A 15,364-nucleotide genomic window follows, 5' to 3' on the forward strand; every position below is an offset into this window, starting at 1 on the left:
CGTGGCGGGGCAAGGCGGTCAACAAAGCGGGTACCAGCGCAGCACGGCTGCCGGCTGGCCATCAGATCGAGAGTTCCCTAAGGACTGACTGCGTCGGGCGCCCATGGGTCACGGCACGAGAGAAAACGCCCGGTAGTAGTGGTTACTGGCGATCTGGTTGAAGAGGGTCAGGCTCTGGCCGTCATAGCGGCCAGGATAGAAGAGCACCAACGGCTTGTGGCCGAGCCTGCCGTGCAGCGCATTGAGCAAACTGTGGGCACGCATCACCGGCCAGACGCTACCCACGCCTGACAGAAGAATGATATCGGGGTCGTCCGACAGCGCGTGTCGGATAAGGAAGGGGGCGAACTTGTCCATGTGCAGCGGGCCGCGCAGCGCCTTGAGCAACGCCGCATCGCCCTTGGTCTGCTGCATGGCGATGGCCTTGTCGAGAAAGCCACGCTCATGGAGATAGTCGCGCAGCACGCGCAGCAGGTTGACGTGGTCGACCGTCAGCTCGCAGTGCTGACGGGACAGTACCCCTTCCAGGAAGGTGAGGTACTCACGAACCTGCAGCTCGTGCTCGGGGGGATAGTCGAAGATCCAGAAGCCGATCTCATTGCCAAGGCCCTGGCCGGAGAGGAAGGCCGGGCTGGTGATCTTCTCGGCGATCTGGTTGAGGCGATCCTTCAGGTGAGGATCTTCGCGGTGGGACGGCCCCTGCGTGAGCGGTGACATACGGCTCTCATCCTTGCGTCCGGTGTCGTTCTTTTCGTTATGATTGAGCGTCTTGTAATGCTTGATTCCGCGGCCTGCGGTGGATAGCGGACTTTCGGGCACGCTACCGCCAGCCCGGGTCCATGGCGTTCAACGCGGCCCCAGGGCACTCAGGCAGTCCAGCAGCCGAATCAGGTGGTGCCTTTCCAACAGAGACACGACCTCGGGCCGCAGCATCAGCGGTCGCAGCCGGCGGCTACGCGCACTCTCCATCAAGCCTACTTCGGATAGCATGCGAAAGGCCACCTGACCCATCTTTCGTCTAGAGGAGGCGGTCCAGCCATTAATAGCCGGATCGCGGTAGGCGCGGTCGGCGAGGAAGTCATCCCACTGGTAGGGCTCAAGGCGCTCGGCCTGGGTCACGAAGGCATCGGCCACCACCGTCTCCAGGAACTCCACCAGCAGCAGGTTGCGGGCCAGCGCTGCGCAAAACGCCACCTGGGTGGCTAGCTGGTCATCGCCATCATGCAGCACCTGCCAGAACGGCTCAGGGAGCCGCTCAAGGCGTTTGCGAATCGCCTGGGCCATGCGCCTGGCCGTGGCCGGCCGCGCCTTCTGGAGGCGATTCTCGTCGAGGATGGCCGCTTTCCAGGCCGCGTCATCGACGCCGGCCAGCAGCAGCTCCGCCACGATGCGGCTCTCGCGCACCATGAGCGAGCCACCGATGAGGTCGGAGTTGTAGCCAAAGGGCGCATATGAGGAACGCAGGGAAGGAGGCTGTGGCATGTGAGGGTCCATTAAAAATGGAGGCGGCCCCGACAGCCACATCCCGGCACACGCGGCCACCGCTACCGTTGCTCCCTTCCGGGCCTGGCGGGGTTTGCGGCTTGGCGTTGCGGGAGGACCGACGGGGCCACCACAGCGCGACATCTCTAGGATGTCGACTCGGCGTGGTTGGCGTTTGCGATCAACGCCTTGCCGAGTGCGTGCGCACTATAACAGCGGCGTCCGGGGCGGGCAAGGGCGTGGGGCGGCACAGGGCGGGATGTCGGCCAACGCTGGGTAATGTAGCATGAGGGCACCCTTCCTTACGTCATCCATCTCTGCACGATTCGCGTCAGGGAGGCTTACTCATCGCCGAACACAGGAGGCGCCCCATGAAGAAGGATCCGAACAAGGGCTACATCGCTCTGCTGGGCTGGAGCCTGAACGCCGTCGAAGCCGCCGAGAACTTCGACCGACGCTACGTCGTGGTGGCGCCGGACTGGGCGGAGGAGTACTGCGAGAAGCACGACATCCCCTACGTGCCCTGGAACTTCGAGCGCCTCAACGACCGCTCCATGGAGATCGCCGAGACCCTCAAGGAGATGGGGGTGAACGTGGCGATCCCGCTGTTCGAGGAGACCGTCGAGTGGGCCGGCGCCATCAACTCGGTGCTGCTCGACAACCCGCGCCTCTACGGCCAGTCGCTGCTGCTGCGCGACAAGGCGCTGATGAAGCGCCGCGCCCAGCTAGGCGGCATCCGCGTGGGCATCTTCGAGGAGGCCCACGACAAGGAGGACGTCATCCGCTTCCTCAAGCGGGTCAACCAGACCCTGCTCAAGCTCGACGGCGACCCCAACGACCCCATCCACCTCAAGGCCTTCGACAAGGCCGGCTGCCTGGGCCACCGGGTGATCCGTACTCCGGACGAGGTCGATACCATCCCCGAGGAGGAGTTCCCGGTGCTGATGGAGTCGCACCTGGATGGCTGGGAGTTCGCCGTGGAGGCGTGGATCCACGACGGCAAGATCGCCTTCCTCAACATCTCCGAGTACGTGACCCTGGGCTACTCGGTGTTCGTGCCGGCCTCGCCGGAGCTGGAGAAGTATCGCCCGCAGATCACCGCCCAGATCGAGAAGCTGATCAAGGCGTTCGATATCGAATTCGGCCTGATCCACCCCGAGTACTTTGTCACCAACGACGGCGAGATGTACTTCGGCGAGGTGGCCTATCGTCCGCCGGGCTTCAAGGTTTTCGAGCTGCTGGAGCGGGTCTACGGCTTCAACGCCTACCAGGCCAGCATGCTGGTCTTCGACCCCAAGTCGACCGACGAGGAGGTGCGCAACTTCTTCCCCAAGGAGGTGATCGATGCCGACGGCTATGCCGGCTGCTTCGGCGTCTATCCCCGCCGCCGCGTGGTCAGCAAGCTGGAGATTCCGGAGGAGGTCGAGGACGACCCCTACTTCGAGTCCCACGAACTGACGCCGCCCCTGGAGGAGACTGTCACCAAGCGCACCGCCTTCGGCACCCACTGGGGCCTGGTCTACTTCAAGGGCAGCGAGGCCGCGCGCATGAAGACGCTGCTCAAGCATATGGAAGAGCTTGATTTCTATGTCTGAGCTTGATTTCCGGGTGTGGCCAAGGCGTCATGTAGGGCATGACAGCCGGACGACAAGGATTCAGCGTGACGACGCAAGATGAGAAACATCCGGGTGACGCAGGGACGCCACCCGACGATGCCAAACTGCGCGGCCTGCTGGAAAAGCTCGACGAAGCGACCGCCCTGTTCGATGACGCGCGCGACTTCGCCAAGCCCGGCCGGCTTCCCAGGGTGCTGGATACGGCCCGCCGGGTGCTCCTCCAGGAGGGGGGGGCCGCGGCCCTCGAGACCCGCGCCCAGACCCTCGAGCAGGCTGGCATCTTCGCCGGCTCCGACTGGGAGACTCCCCAGTACCTGCTGCCCACACTGACCACCCACGCACTGAAGAGCGCCGACCCCAACACGCTGGTCATCGAGGCGCTGAGCGAACTGCGCCTGCTGGCGGTGGCCAAGGGGAGATACCCTCACCCCATGATCTCCGCCGAGCAGGCACACCACTACCTGACCCAGGTGATGGCCATCAACCTGTGGTTGCTGTTCGGCGCGCCCAGCGAGGCCGAACGCGAGACCCAGGGGCGCCTGGCCACTATCCCCCGCCACCTGTTCCGTCACTTGGCCGAACGCATCGGCTACGAACATATCGTCGACAGCCTGATCGAGGAGATCTGGCGCATCCTGCAGCAACGGCCCATCCAGGTGGAGCCGGTCAAGCAGATGATCACCCAGATCGCGCTGTGCCAGACCAATCCGGATATCGACCTGGGCGCCAGCGGCCAAGGCGCCGACCGCCTGGTCAGCTCGCTGTTCGGCCCTACCTGGGCCTGCCGCGAGGACCCGGGCATCGAGGTCTACCGCGAGCGGTTGTCCAGCATGGACACCACCGCCCTGCAGGGCGAGGCCACCGGCTTCGCCCGCGCCATGCACGATACCGGCCTGGTCTCGCCCTACCATCCGGTGCTGCTGCGCCACCTGCTGGACCATAACGATCATCTGCTGACCGAAGCGCTGGGGCTCTCGTCCACCGGCCGCGACTGCCTGCTCTGCTACCGCGAGCTGGTCTCGGCGCTGATCCGTGGCGGCGTGCACCCGGCCACGCCCCAGGCCGCCTATGGCCTGGCGCTGATGCTCGAGCGCGGTATCCTCTACCAGCCGCCGGTGGCCCCCGCCATGTGGCGCCAGCTGGGGCTCCCCCTCTCGGAGTGGTCCCAGGAAAGGCTCAACCTGGCCTTCGGCGAGGCGATCTCGCCCCGGGCCAGGCTGCTCGAGGGGGTGCTCTGCATGCTCGGCCAGCCGCTGGGGGTGGGCCAGGGCAACAACCCCACCTGCCAGTCGGCCCGGGCGCTCTCCATGTGGGCCTACAACGATCCCGACTACTTGCTGCAGATGGTGGCCTGGGCGGCCCGCGACGACGAGATCATCATGCACTTCGAGGGCCAGCCGATCTCCTCCATGGCCAGCCTCTCGGGGGTGGCCCAGAGCCTGCCCATGGACCTCGATCCGGTCTCGCTGATCGTGGTGCCCCACCTCGACCGCATCTACGCCGAGATGGGCCGGCGCTGCATCGGTCGCGAGGGAGACCCCCACCGCTGGGTCAACCCCGAGTTCCACGGCTGGTGGTCCGGGCGTGGCTTTCGCATCAACGTCGATGTGGCCACGGGCCAGTTGCATGAACTGGATACCTTCCTGCGCCACTTCTACGCCAGCTACCACCCCTACTACAACGGTAACCAGCCGCTGATCCACCCCCAGCCCGCAGGCATTGCCGTTACCGACAGCGCCGCCCGCTTCATCGGCTGGCACGCCATCACCGTACTGCGGGTCAACCTCGACCCCTCCGACGTGATGCGGGTCTACTTCTTCAACCCCAACAACGACAGCGGCCAGGACTGGGGCGACGGCATCAAGGTCAGCACCGCCGGCCATGGCGAACGCGCAGGAGAAGCCTCGCTGCCCTTCGAGCAATTCACCTCGCGCCTCTATATCTTCCACTACGACCCCCACGAGCGCGGCGAACTGGCCGAGATCACCCAGGAGGAGCTCGATCGAGTGATCGGCCACATCCACCGCAGCTGGGGAGCGAATCGCGTGCCACCCACCACCCTGCAGGCCGACGAAGGCCCCTGACCCTGGAGGCTCACGTCACATGCCCAGGCTAGACCAGCTCCTACTGCAACAGGGGCTAGCCCGCTCCCGTAACCGTGCCCAGCGCCTGATCCGCCATGGTCGGGTGCGCCTCGCCGACTCGGGGCGGGTACTCACCAAGCCGGGCGAGAAGCTGCCGGTGGAGACTCGGCTCGCGGTAGAGGAGGATCCCGAGGAGCGCTACGTCTCCCGGGCCGGACTCAAGCTCGAGGCGCTGATCGCGACGCTCGCCCTCGACCTGAGGGGCCGGCTGGTCCTCGACGTGGGCCAGTCCACCGGCGGCTTCACCGATTGCGCCCTGCGCTTCGGCGCCCGCCATGTGATCGGCGTGGAGGTGGGCCATGACCAGCTCGACCCTAGCCTTGCCGAGGACCTGCGGGTCACCTGCCTGGAGGGACTCAACGCCCGGGCCATGGCCGGCGATACCCGCCTCGAGACGGCCTTCGCGGCGCAAGGCGCCACCGGACCGGAGCTGGCGGTGATGGACGTCTCCTTCATCTCCCAGACGCTGATCCTGCCCCAGCTGGCCGCACTGCTACCCGCAGGCGGCCAGCTGGCCAGCCTGGTCAAGCCGCAGTTCGAGGTGGGCCCCGGCGGCGTCAACGCCCGCGGCCTGGTCATCGACCCCGCCCGCTACTCCGAGGTGGAGGCGAAGATCCGCGCCTGCTGTGCCGACGTCGGAATGGCCATCCGCCACTGGCAGGAGAGCCCGCTGCTGGGGGGCGACGGCAACCGCGAGTTCCTGCTCCATGCCGTGCGCGAGCCGTCACCCGCCTGACGGGACTCAGCGTCCGTCGCCGGCGTCCCCCGCATCGCCATCCAGATCGAAGTCGCCAGGGTCACCGTGACTGCCCGGTGGCGGATGATGGCGCACCCTGCCCGGATCACCGGTCTCCAACACCTTGCGGGACTCGCCCGGACGCTTGAGCCAGATCTCCAACTGGTTGAAGGCGATACTGACGCCATGTTCGGCGAAAAGCTCGCCGACCCGACAGTTGAGTTCGTCGGTGGCAAAGAGGCGATCCCCCAGCGAGTTGACGAAAACCCTCAGCTCGAAGTCGAGCGTGCTCTCGCCATAGGCCATGAAGAACACCTGGGGCTCGGGATCGGCCAGCACCCGGGCGTTCTCGGAGGCCGCCTGGCGCAGCAGCCGATGCACCAGGCGATGGTCCGACCCGTAGGCGACCCCGTAGGTCAGCACCACCCGGGTGATGGTGTCGGAGAGCGACCAGTTGATCAGCTGGTCGGTGACGAAGGTCTTGTTGGGGATGATGATCTCCTTGCGGTCGAAGTCGGTCACCGTGGTGGCGCGGATGCGGATGCGGCTCACCGTGCCGGTGAGGTTGCCCAGCGTCACGGTGTCGCCGATGCGCACCGGCCGCTCGAAGAGGATGATCAGCCCCGAGACGAAGTTGGCGAAGATCTCCTGCAGGCCGAAGCCCAGGCCCACGCCGAGCGCCGCCACCAGCCACTGCAGCTTGTCCCAGGAGACCCCCAGGGTACCCAGCGAGGCCACCAGGCCGGTGCCGACGATGGTGTAGGAGAGCAGCGAGGTGATGGCATAGGCGCTGCCCTGCTTGAGCTCCAGGCGGGACAGCACGCTGACCTCCAGCAGGCCCGGCAGATTGCGCGCCAGCATCAGGGTCAGGGCGATGATCAGCAGGGCCATGAACAGGTCGGCCACCGACAGCGCATCGCTGACCAGGTCGCCTCCCTCGCCGCCCCACAGCGCCACCTTCTCCAGATAGCCCAGCACGGTGAGCAGGTCGGCCCATACCAGGTAGAACAACAGCACGAAGCCGATCAGCAGGATCAGCTTGGAGAGACGCAGCGACTGCTGGTTGATCTGCTCCATGTCCAGCGGCGGCTCCTCGACGACCTCCGGCCCACCGTCGGCGCCCTCCTTGCCTTCGGCACGGCGTCGTGCCAGGGCACGCCGGAACGCCAGCCGCCGCGCCGCCACGGCCAGGCCCCGCACCACCGATGCCTCCACCAGGATCCAAAGCCCCAGCAGGTAGAGGGTGATCACGAAGCGGCCGACCAGGCTCAGGGCGGTATACTCGAACCCGCTGACAATCAGCCCCACCAGCACCAGTGGCACACACGCCATCGTCAGGCCCAGCGCCAGACGAAACAGCTTGACCCCGAAGAACGGCACATGGGAGAGGATCAGCCTGGCCAGCAGCACACTCATGGCCAGCAAGCCGAGCAGCAGCAGGCTCAGCGCCAACGGACGCTGGCTCAGGCCAAACTCGGATTCCCGAGCCAGGATCGCGATGCCGAGCACCGGTATCAGGGCGAGTCCCAGCCAGCCCAGCAGCCGACGCAGGCGCGCCACATAGTCCTCCGGCCAATGGAAGTGCTGGGTGGTCACGCCATCCGTCGCCAGCAGGCGGCGCAACCATGCCACCACGCCCCACGCCAGGGAAAGCTGCACCCCGGCCATGCCCAGCGCATCGGCGATGGCATCGCCGCCAGCGAGCAGTGCCAGGCTGGCCGCCGCCAGCAGCAGCGGGCCCGGCGCCGCCAGCAGCGCATTGAGGAGTATCGCCAGCGGTGTATGCAGCTGGCTATCGCTGCGCAGGCGCCCTATCTGCTCATGCAGACGGGCGAGACGCATCTGGAGGCGCCGACGGCTCCACAGCAAAAAGGTCGCCAGCAGCAACAGCGGCAATCCCGCCAGGGCCCCCGCCGACGGTAGCTTCCAGGTGGTGGGCAGCACCTGGCGCCACTCCCCTTCACGCCACTCCAGAGCGAGGTTGTCGGGAAGCTGGCGAACCCAAGCCAGACCCAGCGGGCGCGTATTGGCGACCCAGAACAGTTGCTCATCGATGGTGCTACGCAGCCCGCGAGAGGTCTCCAGCAACTGCTGCTGGTTGAGCTGCAGCTCGATGGCCGAGCTGAGCAGGCTGCCATAGGTCTGTTCTAGCCGGTCGACCAGTTCGCGACGGGACTGATAGAGGCGCTGCAGAGAGTCGACCAGCTCCGAGTTGCTCTCCACTCCCGCCTCCGCCAGGCGCTGGTTGGCCATGCGCTCCCCCTCGCGCAACTGGTCGCGCTGGCGCGCCAGGTCGAACTGGCGCAACCGCAGATCGGCGATCTCGTCCTGCAGGTTGCGCTGCGACTCCACCTGGGGCAGCGCACGGCGCTGCTCCCGCAGGATGCGCGCCAGCAGGGTCGAACCGCGAATCGCCTCGATCTGCTCGTTGAGGCTGCGCTCCAGCTGGCGCACCTGATCGAGCTTGCTGCGTACCATGAGACTCTCGCGCACCAGGACGTTACTGCGATCGTTGGCGCGCAGCAGTTCCTGGCTGAGGGTGCGGTTGACCTGCTGGGCACTCACCAGCACCGGATGCCCCTCCTCCAGCAGCGGATCATCCCGGACCGCATCGGCGATAGCCTGTTCGGAGGCCAGTCTCCGCTTGCGTTCGATGACATTCTGCAGCAGCGCAAGCTCCGCCTCCTGACGCGCCTGCTGCCGCGTCAACAGCTCCTGGCGTCGCTGGTCCAGCTCGCGCAGGCGGGTATTGGTACCCAGCTCGCGCTGGTGATAGAGCAGCCGCGCCTCGGCCAGGGCCCGGGCCACCTGGCGCTGCCAGCGCCTGGGATCGTCCGCGGCGACATCGTTGACATCCAGTTCGTCGAGGTCGCGTCGCGCCTGTTCCACCCGTTGCATGGCGTCGGCGATAGACTTCTGGGCGCGTTCCGGTAGGGTCTGGGCGGTAAGCAGCTGCGCATTGACCTCGGCGAGGCGATCCTGGAGGCGCTGCAGTTCCACCACCGCTTCCTGCTGGCGGGTCTCCAGTTCGTCCAGGCTCAGTTCATCCAGTTCAGCGGCGGAGACACGGGTGGCCGCCGCCTCCTCGCTCTCCAGTTCGCGCTCCAGGCGCAGCAGCTCCTGGGGGGCCTGCTCCACACGGTTCTCGAGAGCCTCACGACGCTGCTCGAGCTCGGCCAGGGCATCCAGGTCGGCCAGGGTCTCCGTGAGCCGGTCGATGGCGGCCTGGTCGTCGTTCGAGATGGCCTCCTCGCCCTCGCCTCCGCTCTGCTCCAGCGCGGCCAGCCGCTCCTCCACGGCGGCACGCTCGGGTAGCGGATCCTGGTCCTGCTGTGCCAGGGCCGGCAGCGCCAGGGCTAGCCACATCAGCCCCCATAGCCAGCATGCCGCTGGGCGCCATCCGAAAACACCGGCTCTACCGCCTGACCGTCCGTCCACGCCGCTCTCCTGTCGGTTTCACTGGTCGTCGATTCTCCGCCCACGCTCGCGGCATGGCAATCGCCAGGCGGCCCGATGGTTGACTTGTCTCGCGGGCATGGTAGAACAAAGGTCTAATCCTGCACCCGGACCCTCTCCATGCGCTTGCCGCTTTGCACCGCTGTCCTTGCTGCCCTGTCCCTGCTTGCCGCCGGCACTACCCAGGCAGCCTCCGATGAGGCCGACCGCGCCGCGTTGGAAGCGCGACTGGTCGAGCTGCACAACGAAGCCGCCGAAGTGCAGGCAAGGCTCGAGGCCCTGGAAGAGGAGCCAGCTTCCGCTACGGCGGGCGCCGGGGAGTTCACCTGGCCCTCACCTCCGGCGATCGCCCCGGGCGACATCGCCGTGGTCGAGGCCGCCGGGCGGCGCCAGCTGGAACAGGCCTCCAATCGGAATCCCTATGCCATCACCGCCTACCGGCGCAACTACCTGTTTCCGTTCACCTATAACCGAAAGCCCAACCATGCGGCCTATAGCGAGCTGACCGGCGAAGACAACATGGAGCGCAACGAGCTGAAGTTCCAGTTCAGCGCCAAGGTCGCCCTCGCCGAAGGGCTGTTCGGCAACACCGGGGACCTGTACTTCGCCTATACCCAGCGCAGCTGGTGGCAAGCCTACAACACCGACGACTCCTCGCCCTTCCGCGAGAGCAACTACGAACCCGAGGTTTTCCTGAGCTTCGACAACGACTGGCAACTGCTGGGCTGGGCCAACATCCGCAATCGCTTGTCCATCAACCACCAGTCCAACGGCCGCTCCAACGAGCTGTCGCGCAGCTGGAACCGCCTCTACCTGGAAACGATCTTCCAGCGTGGCGACTGGGCGGTGAGCCTGGCCCCCCACTACCGTCTGCCGGAGACCACCGGCGATGACGACAACCCCGATATCGAGCGCTACATGGGCTACGGTGATATCACGCTGGCCCGGCGCTTCGGCGACAACGAGCTCAGCCTGATGGTGCGCGGCAACCCCGGGGCGGGACACATGGGGGGCCAGTTCGACTACTCCTGGCCGCTCTTCGACAGCAAGGTGCGCGCCCACGTGCAGTATTACCACGGTTACGGCGAGAGCCTGATCGACTACGACCAGAACACACAGCGCCTGAGCCTGGGCTTCAGCCTCAACCCGCTGTTCTCACCCAGCAGCGGTCTGCTGCGCTAGCCCTGATCGGCGTCAAGCATCCGCCGCCGGGGCACTGTCAAGCCGAGCCCCGGCTGCTATGCTGGGCCTGTCACCCACTGTCACAGGAAGACTCACATGGCCAATCGCACCCAAGAATCCACCGAGCAGCTCAAGCAAGACCTGCAGCACCTCAGCCAGACCATCGAGGAGCTGGTCAGCGCCACCGCCGACGACTCGCGCAACAATATCAAGGAACTGCGTGCACGCGCCGAGAAGCGCCTCAAGGACACCCGCGAACGCCTCGAGTCTCGCGGCGAGCGCCTCTATGGGGAGGCTCGCGAGACCCTCGACCAGCAGGTGGATGCCTGTGATCGCTACGTCCGCGACAACCCCTGGACCAGCATCGGCATCGGCGCCGGCGTAGGGGTCGTGATCGGCATGCTTATCGGGCGTCGCTGATGGCCTCCAGCCAGGGACCGGCTCAGCGGGTATTCACCGCCGGCAGGCGCCTGCTGGGCAGCCTGCTGGCAACCAGCGAGACGCGCCTGCGTCTCGCCGTGCTGGAGCTGGAAGAGGAGCGCGCCCGCCTGGTGGGCATGTTGCTGCTCGCCGGGCTGGCACTGATACTGCTGCTGCTCGGCATCGCGGTACTCACCACCCTGGTGATCGTGGCCTTCTGGGACAGCTACCGGCTGACCGCCATCGGCGTGAGCGCCGGCGTGCTGCTCGGTGGCGGCCTGCTGCTCTGCCTGCGGGTCATGCAGCTGGCGCGCCGGCGCACCCTGCTGGCCAGCACCCTGAAGCACCTCGCCACCGACCGCGACCTGGTCGAACGGGATCGCCGGGAGGGTCACCATGCCGACTAGCCGCCCTTCCCGCGCCGCCACCAAGGCCGAACTGGAGGCGCAGATCGAGCAGCAGCGCGTGGATATCCTGGTCGCGGCGAGCCGCTGGCGCAGCGCCACCCAGCCGATCGATGACGGCTGGCACAACCTGATGCGCTTCAAGGCCCCCCTCTACGCGGTGGGTGGCCTGCTGCTGCTGCGCCTCGGCCGGCATCCGGGACGCCTGCTGCGTCTCGGCCGCCGCGCGGCCACCGGCGCCCTGGTGGTCAACCGCGCCCGTCGCCTGCTCCGCTGAGGCCAGGCTACCCGGTCGCCTCCCGGGGTAGGTCAGGCACCTCCAGCGCCCACCCCGGCGGCTCCCCCTCGCGAAGGAGCAGCGTGACCAGCGCATGCCCGCGGGTCGCCCAGTGCTCGGCGGCATCGCGCATCAACTCCAGGAAGGCGGCCATGGCGGCCTCATCGACAGGGGCGGCAGGCACTACCACTACCCGGGCCCTCCCCGCCCCCCACTCCAGCTCCGTCAGGCAGTCCCAGGCGGCATCCCAGTTGCGGCCGAAGTGGTCGGGAAACTCCAGGCTCTCTGCCAGGCCATCGAGCAGCGCCTCACGGCTCCAGCACGGCGGCGTGGCCAGGCGCCGCCGGTCGGGCCCCGCGGCGGCGCCGTTTGCCGCCTCGCCTCCCGCCTCGAGCAGTGCCGCGGCCCGCGAGGCCTCCAGACAGTACACGCCGGCATGAGCCGGGGCGCTCAAGTAAAGTGCCAGGGCATCCCGCGGGGCCAGCGACCTCATCGCCGATCCTCCAGCACCCGGAATGAATCGTAGTGGTCATCGGTGTAGTAGAAGATCTCGGGGGGCTCGCCGCCGGTCACGATGCGGCGAGCCCCGCGGTGGGACAGCCCCGGCGTCTCCACGGTGTACTCGCGATAGTAGCCTCGCGGCTCCTGCGGCAACCGCCCCTCGCGGTTGAAGAAGGTGGTGCCGTCCTGGGAGTGGGGGAAGGGACCGCCGCGTTCGATCAGTCGCAGGGTCGCGTCGACCTGCGCCTGCCCCGGCAGACGCTGCTCCACGGCAGAAGGCTCTGCGCCGCCGCGCCACTCCAGCGCCCCTTCGAACCAGGAGAGGCCCGCCAGGGCCAGCAGCGCCACCAACAGCACTTTCTTCATCACGACCTCGTTGCCAAGCCACACGGCCCTCATGATGCCGCGTGGTGCCGGCCACCGCCAGCGCGCTCGCCCGGGGCTAACGCAGCTAGCGACAGGGTGATAGCGAATGTCGCCGGAACAGCCTTGAGCGGTGCTACCACATGCGATGGCCCTGCACGCTCGCCTGAACGCCTGGGCAGGGGGGCCGGCCTGGGGTAAGGTGCCGACAGGAGCACACCCCGCCACCGCCACCCGATTCTCCCCGAGGAGCCACCCATGACGCTCGCCATCACACTGCACGTTCTCGCCGCCGTGATCTGGGTCGGCGGCATGTTCTTCGCCTGGGTCGTGTTGCGCCCGGTAGCCGCCAGCCAGTTGGAGCCACCCGCTCGCCTGACCCTATGGCGTGGCGTGTTCGCGCGCTTCTTCCCCTGGGTGTGGGCCGCCGCGGCGATCCTGCTGGCCACCGGCCTGTGGATGCTCTTCGCGGTGTTCGGCGGCATGGCCGGGGCACGCTGGCACATCCACCTGATGCTGGCGCTGGGCCTGGCCATGATGGCCATCTATCTCCACCTGTGGTTCGCGCCCTGGCAGCGCCTGCAACGGGCGGTGAACGCCGAGGCCTGGCCGGAAGGCGGCCAGCAGCTGGCCAGCATTCGCCGCCTGGTGGGACTCAACCTGATACTCGGCCTGTTGACCATCGCCATCGCCGCCGGCGGCCGCTACCTGGCCTGACACACAAGCGTCACGCGCCTGTCATATTCGCATGAAAAAATGTGTTCTTTTCACTCTTCCGAATCGGGAGATGCGTCTTGCGCATGCTGGCCCTCTACAGCATCAAGGGCGGCGTCGGCAAGACCGCCTCGGCGGTCAACCTAGCCGCCGAGGCGGCCGCCGACGGGCAGCGCGTGCTGCTATGGGACCTCGACCCCCAGGCGGCCACCACCTTCTACCTACGCGCCAAGCCCAAGGTGCGCGGCGGGGTCGCCCGGCTGGTCAAGGGCAAGGCCGCCTACGACAAGGTGATCCGCACCACCCAAATCGAGAACCTCGACCTGCTGCCGGCGGCGCTGGCCTCGCGCGAACTGGACCATCTGCTGGCCGAGCAGCGCGAGAATCAGCTCCGGCGCGTCCTCAAGCCGGTTCGCGATGACTACGACCTGGTGATCCTGGACTGCCCGCCCAGTCTCTCGACCCTCTCCGAGAGTGTCTTCGCCAGTGTCGACGCCCTGCTGGTGCCCATCGTGCCCACGGTGCTGTCGCTGCGCACCCTGGAGCAGCTGCGTGGTTTCCTGGACGAGCGCGATATTCCCTGCCCGGTATGGCCCTTCGTCACCCTGGCCGACCGCCGCCGCACCCTGCACCGCGAGATCATCGACTCGCTGCCGGAGCGCTGGCCGCTGCGCCTCTCGCATGCCATCCCCAGCGCCAGCGTGGTCGAACGCATGGGGCTAGAACGCGCCCCGCTGCGCGGTTTCGCGCCGCGCGCCGCGGCCGCCCTGGCCTACCGTCGGCTATGGGGAGAGGTTGCCCAGCGCCTGGGGTGAGCCGCGCCCGCTTTCGGGCCTGCCAGGGCCTACAGGCTCTGGCCGCAGGCCACCCCGCTCGCCCACGCCCATTGGAAGTTGTGCCCCCCCAGCTCCCCGGTCACGTCCAGCACCTCACCGATAAAGCGCAACTGAGGCAACCCCACCACCGAGAAGTCCCGGGACGACAGCGCGCGGGTATCCACGCCGCCCAGGGTCACCTCCGCGGTGCGCCACCCCTCGGTGCCGGCGGGCTTGAGGCGCCAGCGATTGAGCGCCTCGGCCCACGCCTGCAGGCGGGCATTGCCACACTCGGCCAGCACCCCGTCGTCGCCCTGCCACTCCACCAGCGCCTGGGCCAGCCGTTTCGGCAGGCGCTCAGCGAGCCAGGTGGCGAGGCGCCGCCTGGGGGTCGCATCGCGGGCGGCACACAGCGCCGCGAAGGCATCCTCGCCGGGGAGCAGGTCGATGGCGATCTCGTCGCCGGGTTGCCAGTGACTCGAGGCCTGCAGCATGGCCGGGCCGGAGAGCCCGCGGTGAGTGAACAGCATGGGCTCACGGTAACGCCCATCTCCGCAGCGGGCCTCCACCTCGCAGCTCACCCCGGCCAGCGCCTCGGCACGCGCCTTCCAGTGTGAGGTCAGGGTGAAGGGGACCAGGGCGGGACGCGTGTCGGTCACCGCCAGCCCGAACTGGCGGGCGATCTCATGGCCGAAGCCGCTGGCCCCCATGGTGGGGATCGACAGGCCGCCGCTGGCCACCACCAGGGCACCGGCATCGAGCGTGCCGGCGGACGTCGCCAGGCGGACGCCCTCCCCCCGCCGCTCCACCGCGTCGATGCGCGTCTTCAGGCGAATCTCGACCCCGGCCCACTCGCACTCGGTGAGCAGCACGCGCACGATCTCCTTGCTGGAATCGGCACAGAACAGCTGCCCCGGAGCCTTCTCCACGTACTCGACGGCGTGGCGTTCCACCAGCTCGACGAAGTGCTCGGGCCGGTAGCGCTTCAGGGCCGAAATGCAGAAGTGCGGGTTGGCGGAGAAGAAATTGGCCGGCGTAGCGTTGAGGTTGGTGAAATTGCAGCGTCCGCCCCCGGACATCAGGATCTTCTTGCCGGCCCTGTTGGCATGGTCCACCACCAGCACCCGTCGCCCCGCATAACCGGCGGTAAGCGCGCACATCAAGCCGGCGGCGCCAGCGCCGATCACCACCACATCGTATGTCACCCTCAAGCCCTCCCGGCTATTGCCCGTACCGCCAATCGCGAGGCGCGCA

Annotated in this window: 15 protein-coding genes and 1 other RNA gene; 9 read left to right on the forward strand and 7 right to left on the reverse strand. The window is 67.5% G+C overall.

What is annotated here, in order from left to right; all coding sequences use genetic code 11:
* Nucleotides 1–108 precede the first annotated feature (108 nt).
* The 3 genes from NFH66_RS11055 to ffs all read right to left on the reverse strand — a co-directional run bounded on the left by NFH66_RS11055 (nt 109) and on the right by ffs (nt 1,606).
* Nucleotides 109–717 (reverse strand): DUF1788 domain-containing protein, encoded by a 609-nt coding sequence (locus NFH66_RS11055; protein ID WP_349610355.1) that lies wholly within the window; start codon nt 715–717, stop codon nt 109–111.
* Nucleotides 718–846: 129 nt separating this feature from the next.
* The gene (locus NFH66_RS11060; protein WP_349610356.1) at nt 847–1,482 is read right to left on the reverse strand and encodes a DUF1819 family protein; all 636 of its coding nucleotides are present in this window, start codon (nt 1,480–1,482) and stop codon (nt 847–849) included.
* Nucleotides 1,483–1,509: 27 nt separating this feature from the next.
* Nucleotides 1,510–1,606: signal recognition particle sRNA small type (gene ffs, locus NFH66_RS11065), an RNA gene on the reverse strand.
* Between the two features lie 247 nt (nt 1,607–1,853).
* Between ffs and NFH66_RS11070 the strand changes: the two genes are divergently transcribed.
* The 3 genes from NFH66_RS11070 to NFH66_RS11080 all read left to right on the forward strand — a co-directional run bounded on the left by NFH66_RS11070 (nt 1,854) and on the right by NFH66_RS11080 (nt 5,978).
* Nucleotides 1,854–3,077, forward strand: coding sequence for a carboxylate--amine ligase (locus tag NFH66_RS11070; protein WP_349610357.1), 1,224 nt, complete (start codon nt 1,854–1,856; stop codon nt 3,075–3,077).
* 65 nt (nt 3,078–3,142) lie between these two features.
* Nucleotides 3,143–5,182: a hypothetical protein gene (locus NFH66_RS11075; protein WP_349610358.1), complete on the forward strand. Its 2,040-nt coding sequence runs from the start codon at nt 3,143–3,145 to the stop codon at nt 5,180–5,182.
* Nucleotides 5,183–5,201: 19 nt separating this feature from the next.
* Nucleotides 5,202–5,978 (forward strand): TlyA family RNA methyltransferase, encoded by a 777-nt coding sequence (locus tag NFH66_RS11080; protein ID WP_349610359.1) that lies wholly within the window; start codon nt 5,202–5,204, stop codon nt 5,976–5,978.
* 6 nt (nt 5,979–5,984) lie between these two features.
* On the opposite strand, the gene mscK is transcribed toward NFH66_RS11080, so the two are convergent.
* A complete protein-coding gene (mscK, locus tag NFH66_RS11085; protein WP_349610360.1) occupies nt 5,985–9,344 on the reverse strand; it encodes a mechanosensitive channel MscK in 3,360 nt (1,119 codons plus the stop codon).
* A 210-nt stretch (nt 9,345–9,554) separates the two neighbouring features.
* On the opposite strand from mscK, the gene NFH66_RS11090 reads away from it, so the two are divergent.
* From NFH66_RS11090 to NFH66_RS11105, 4 genes are all read left to right on the forward strand, one after another.
* On the forward strand, nt 9,555–10,616 hold the full coding sequence (locus NFH66_RS11090; RefSeq protein WP_349610361.1) for a phospholipase A: 1,062 nt from the start codon (nt 9,555–9,557) through the stop codon (nt 10,614–10,616).
* Nucleotides 10,617–10,712: 96 nt separating this feature from the next.
* A complete protein-coding gene (locus tag NFH66_RS11095) occupies nt 10,713–11,036 on the forward strand; it encodes an ElaB/YgaM/YqjD family protein (protein ID WP_349610362.1) in 324 nt (107 codons plus the stop codon).
* A complete protein-coding gene (locus tag NFH66_RS11100) occupies nt 11,036–11,443 on the forward strand; it encodes a phage holin family protein (protein WP_349610363.1) in 408 nt (135 codons plus the stop codon). Before NFH66_RS11095 ends, NFH66_RS11100 begins: the two co-directional genes overlap by 1 nt.
* Nucleotides 11,433–11,717, forward strand: a complete 285-nt coding sequence (locus NFH66_RS11105; protein ID WP_349610364.1) for a YqjK-like family protein — start codon at nt 11,433–11,435, stop codon at nt 11,715–11,717. Before NFH66_RS11100 ends, NFH66_RS11105 begins: the two co-directional genes overlap by 11 nt.
* A gap of 7 nt (nt 11,718–11,724) precedes the next feature.
* On the opposite strand, the gene NFH66_RS11110 is transcribed toward NFH66_RS11105, so the two are convergent.
* Together NFH66_RS11110 and NFH66_RS11115 are read right to left on the reverse strand one after the other, a co-directional pair.
* On the reverse strand, nt 11,725–12,210 hold the full coding sequence (locus tag NFH66_RS11110; RefSeq protein WP_349610365.1) for a barstar family protein: 486 nt from the start codon (nt 12,208–12,210) through the stop codon (nt 11,725–11,727).
* Nucleotides 12,207–12,584, reverse strand: a complete 378-nt coding sequence (locus tag NFH66_RS11115) for a guanyl-specific ribonuclease (protein ID WP_349610366.1) — start codon at nt 12,582–12,584, stop codon at nt 12,207–12,209. Before NFH66_RS11115 ends, NFH66_RS11110 begins: the two co-directional genes overlap by 4 nt.
* A 255-nt stretch (nt 12,585–12,839) precedes the next feature.
* Here NFH66_RS11115 and NFH66_RS11120 point away from each other — a divergent pair, with 255 nt between their 5' ends.
* Together NFH66_RS11120 and NFH66_RS11125 are read left to right on the forward strand one after the other, a co-directional pair.
* Nucleotides 12,840–13,298: a DUF4149 domain-containing protein gene (locus NFH66_RS11120; protein WP_349610367.1), complete on the forward strand. Its 459-nt coding sequence runs from the start codon at nt 12,840–12,842 to the stop codon at nt 13,296–13,298.
* 77 nt (nt 13,299–13,375) lie between these two features.
* The gene (locus NFH66_RS11125) at nt 13,376–14,110 is read left to right on the forward strand and encodes a ParA family protein (protein ID WP_349610368.1); all 735 of its coding nucleotides are present in this window, start codon (nt 13,376–13,378) and stop codon (nt 14,108–14,110) included.
* Between the two features lie 29 nt (nt 14,111–14,139).
* Here the strand turns inward: NFH66_RS11125 and NFH66_RS11130 are convergent, their stop codons facing one another.
* Nucleotides 14,140–15,315 carry a BaiN/RdsA family NAD(P)/FAD-dependent oxidoreductase gene (locus NFH66_RS11130; RefSeq protein WP_349610369.1) on the reverse strand — a complete coding sequence of 392 codons (1,176 nt, stop codon included), beginning with the start codon at nt 15,313–15,315 and terminating at the stop codon, nt 14,140–14,142.
* Between the last annotated feature and the right edge of the window lie 49 nt (nt 15,316–15,364).

The sequence above is a fragment of the Halomonas sp. H10-9-1 genome (assembly GCF_040147005.1).
Classification (GTDB): domain Bacteria; phylum Pseudomonadota; class Gammaproteobacteria; order Pseudomonadales; family Halomonadaceae; genus Halomonas.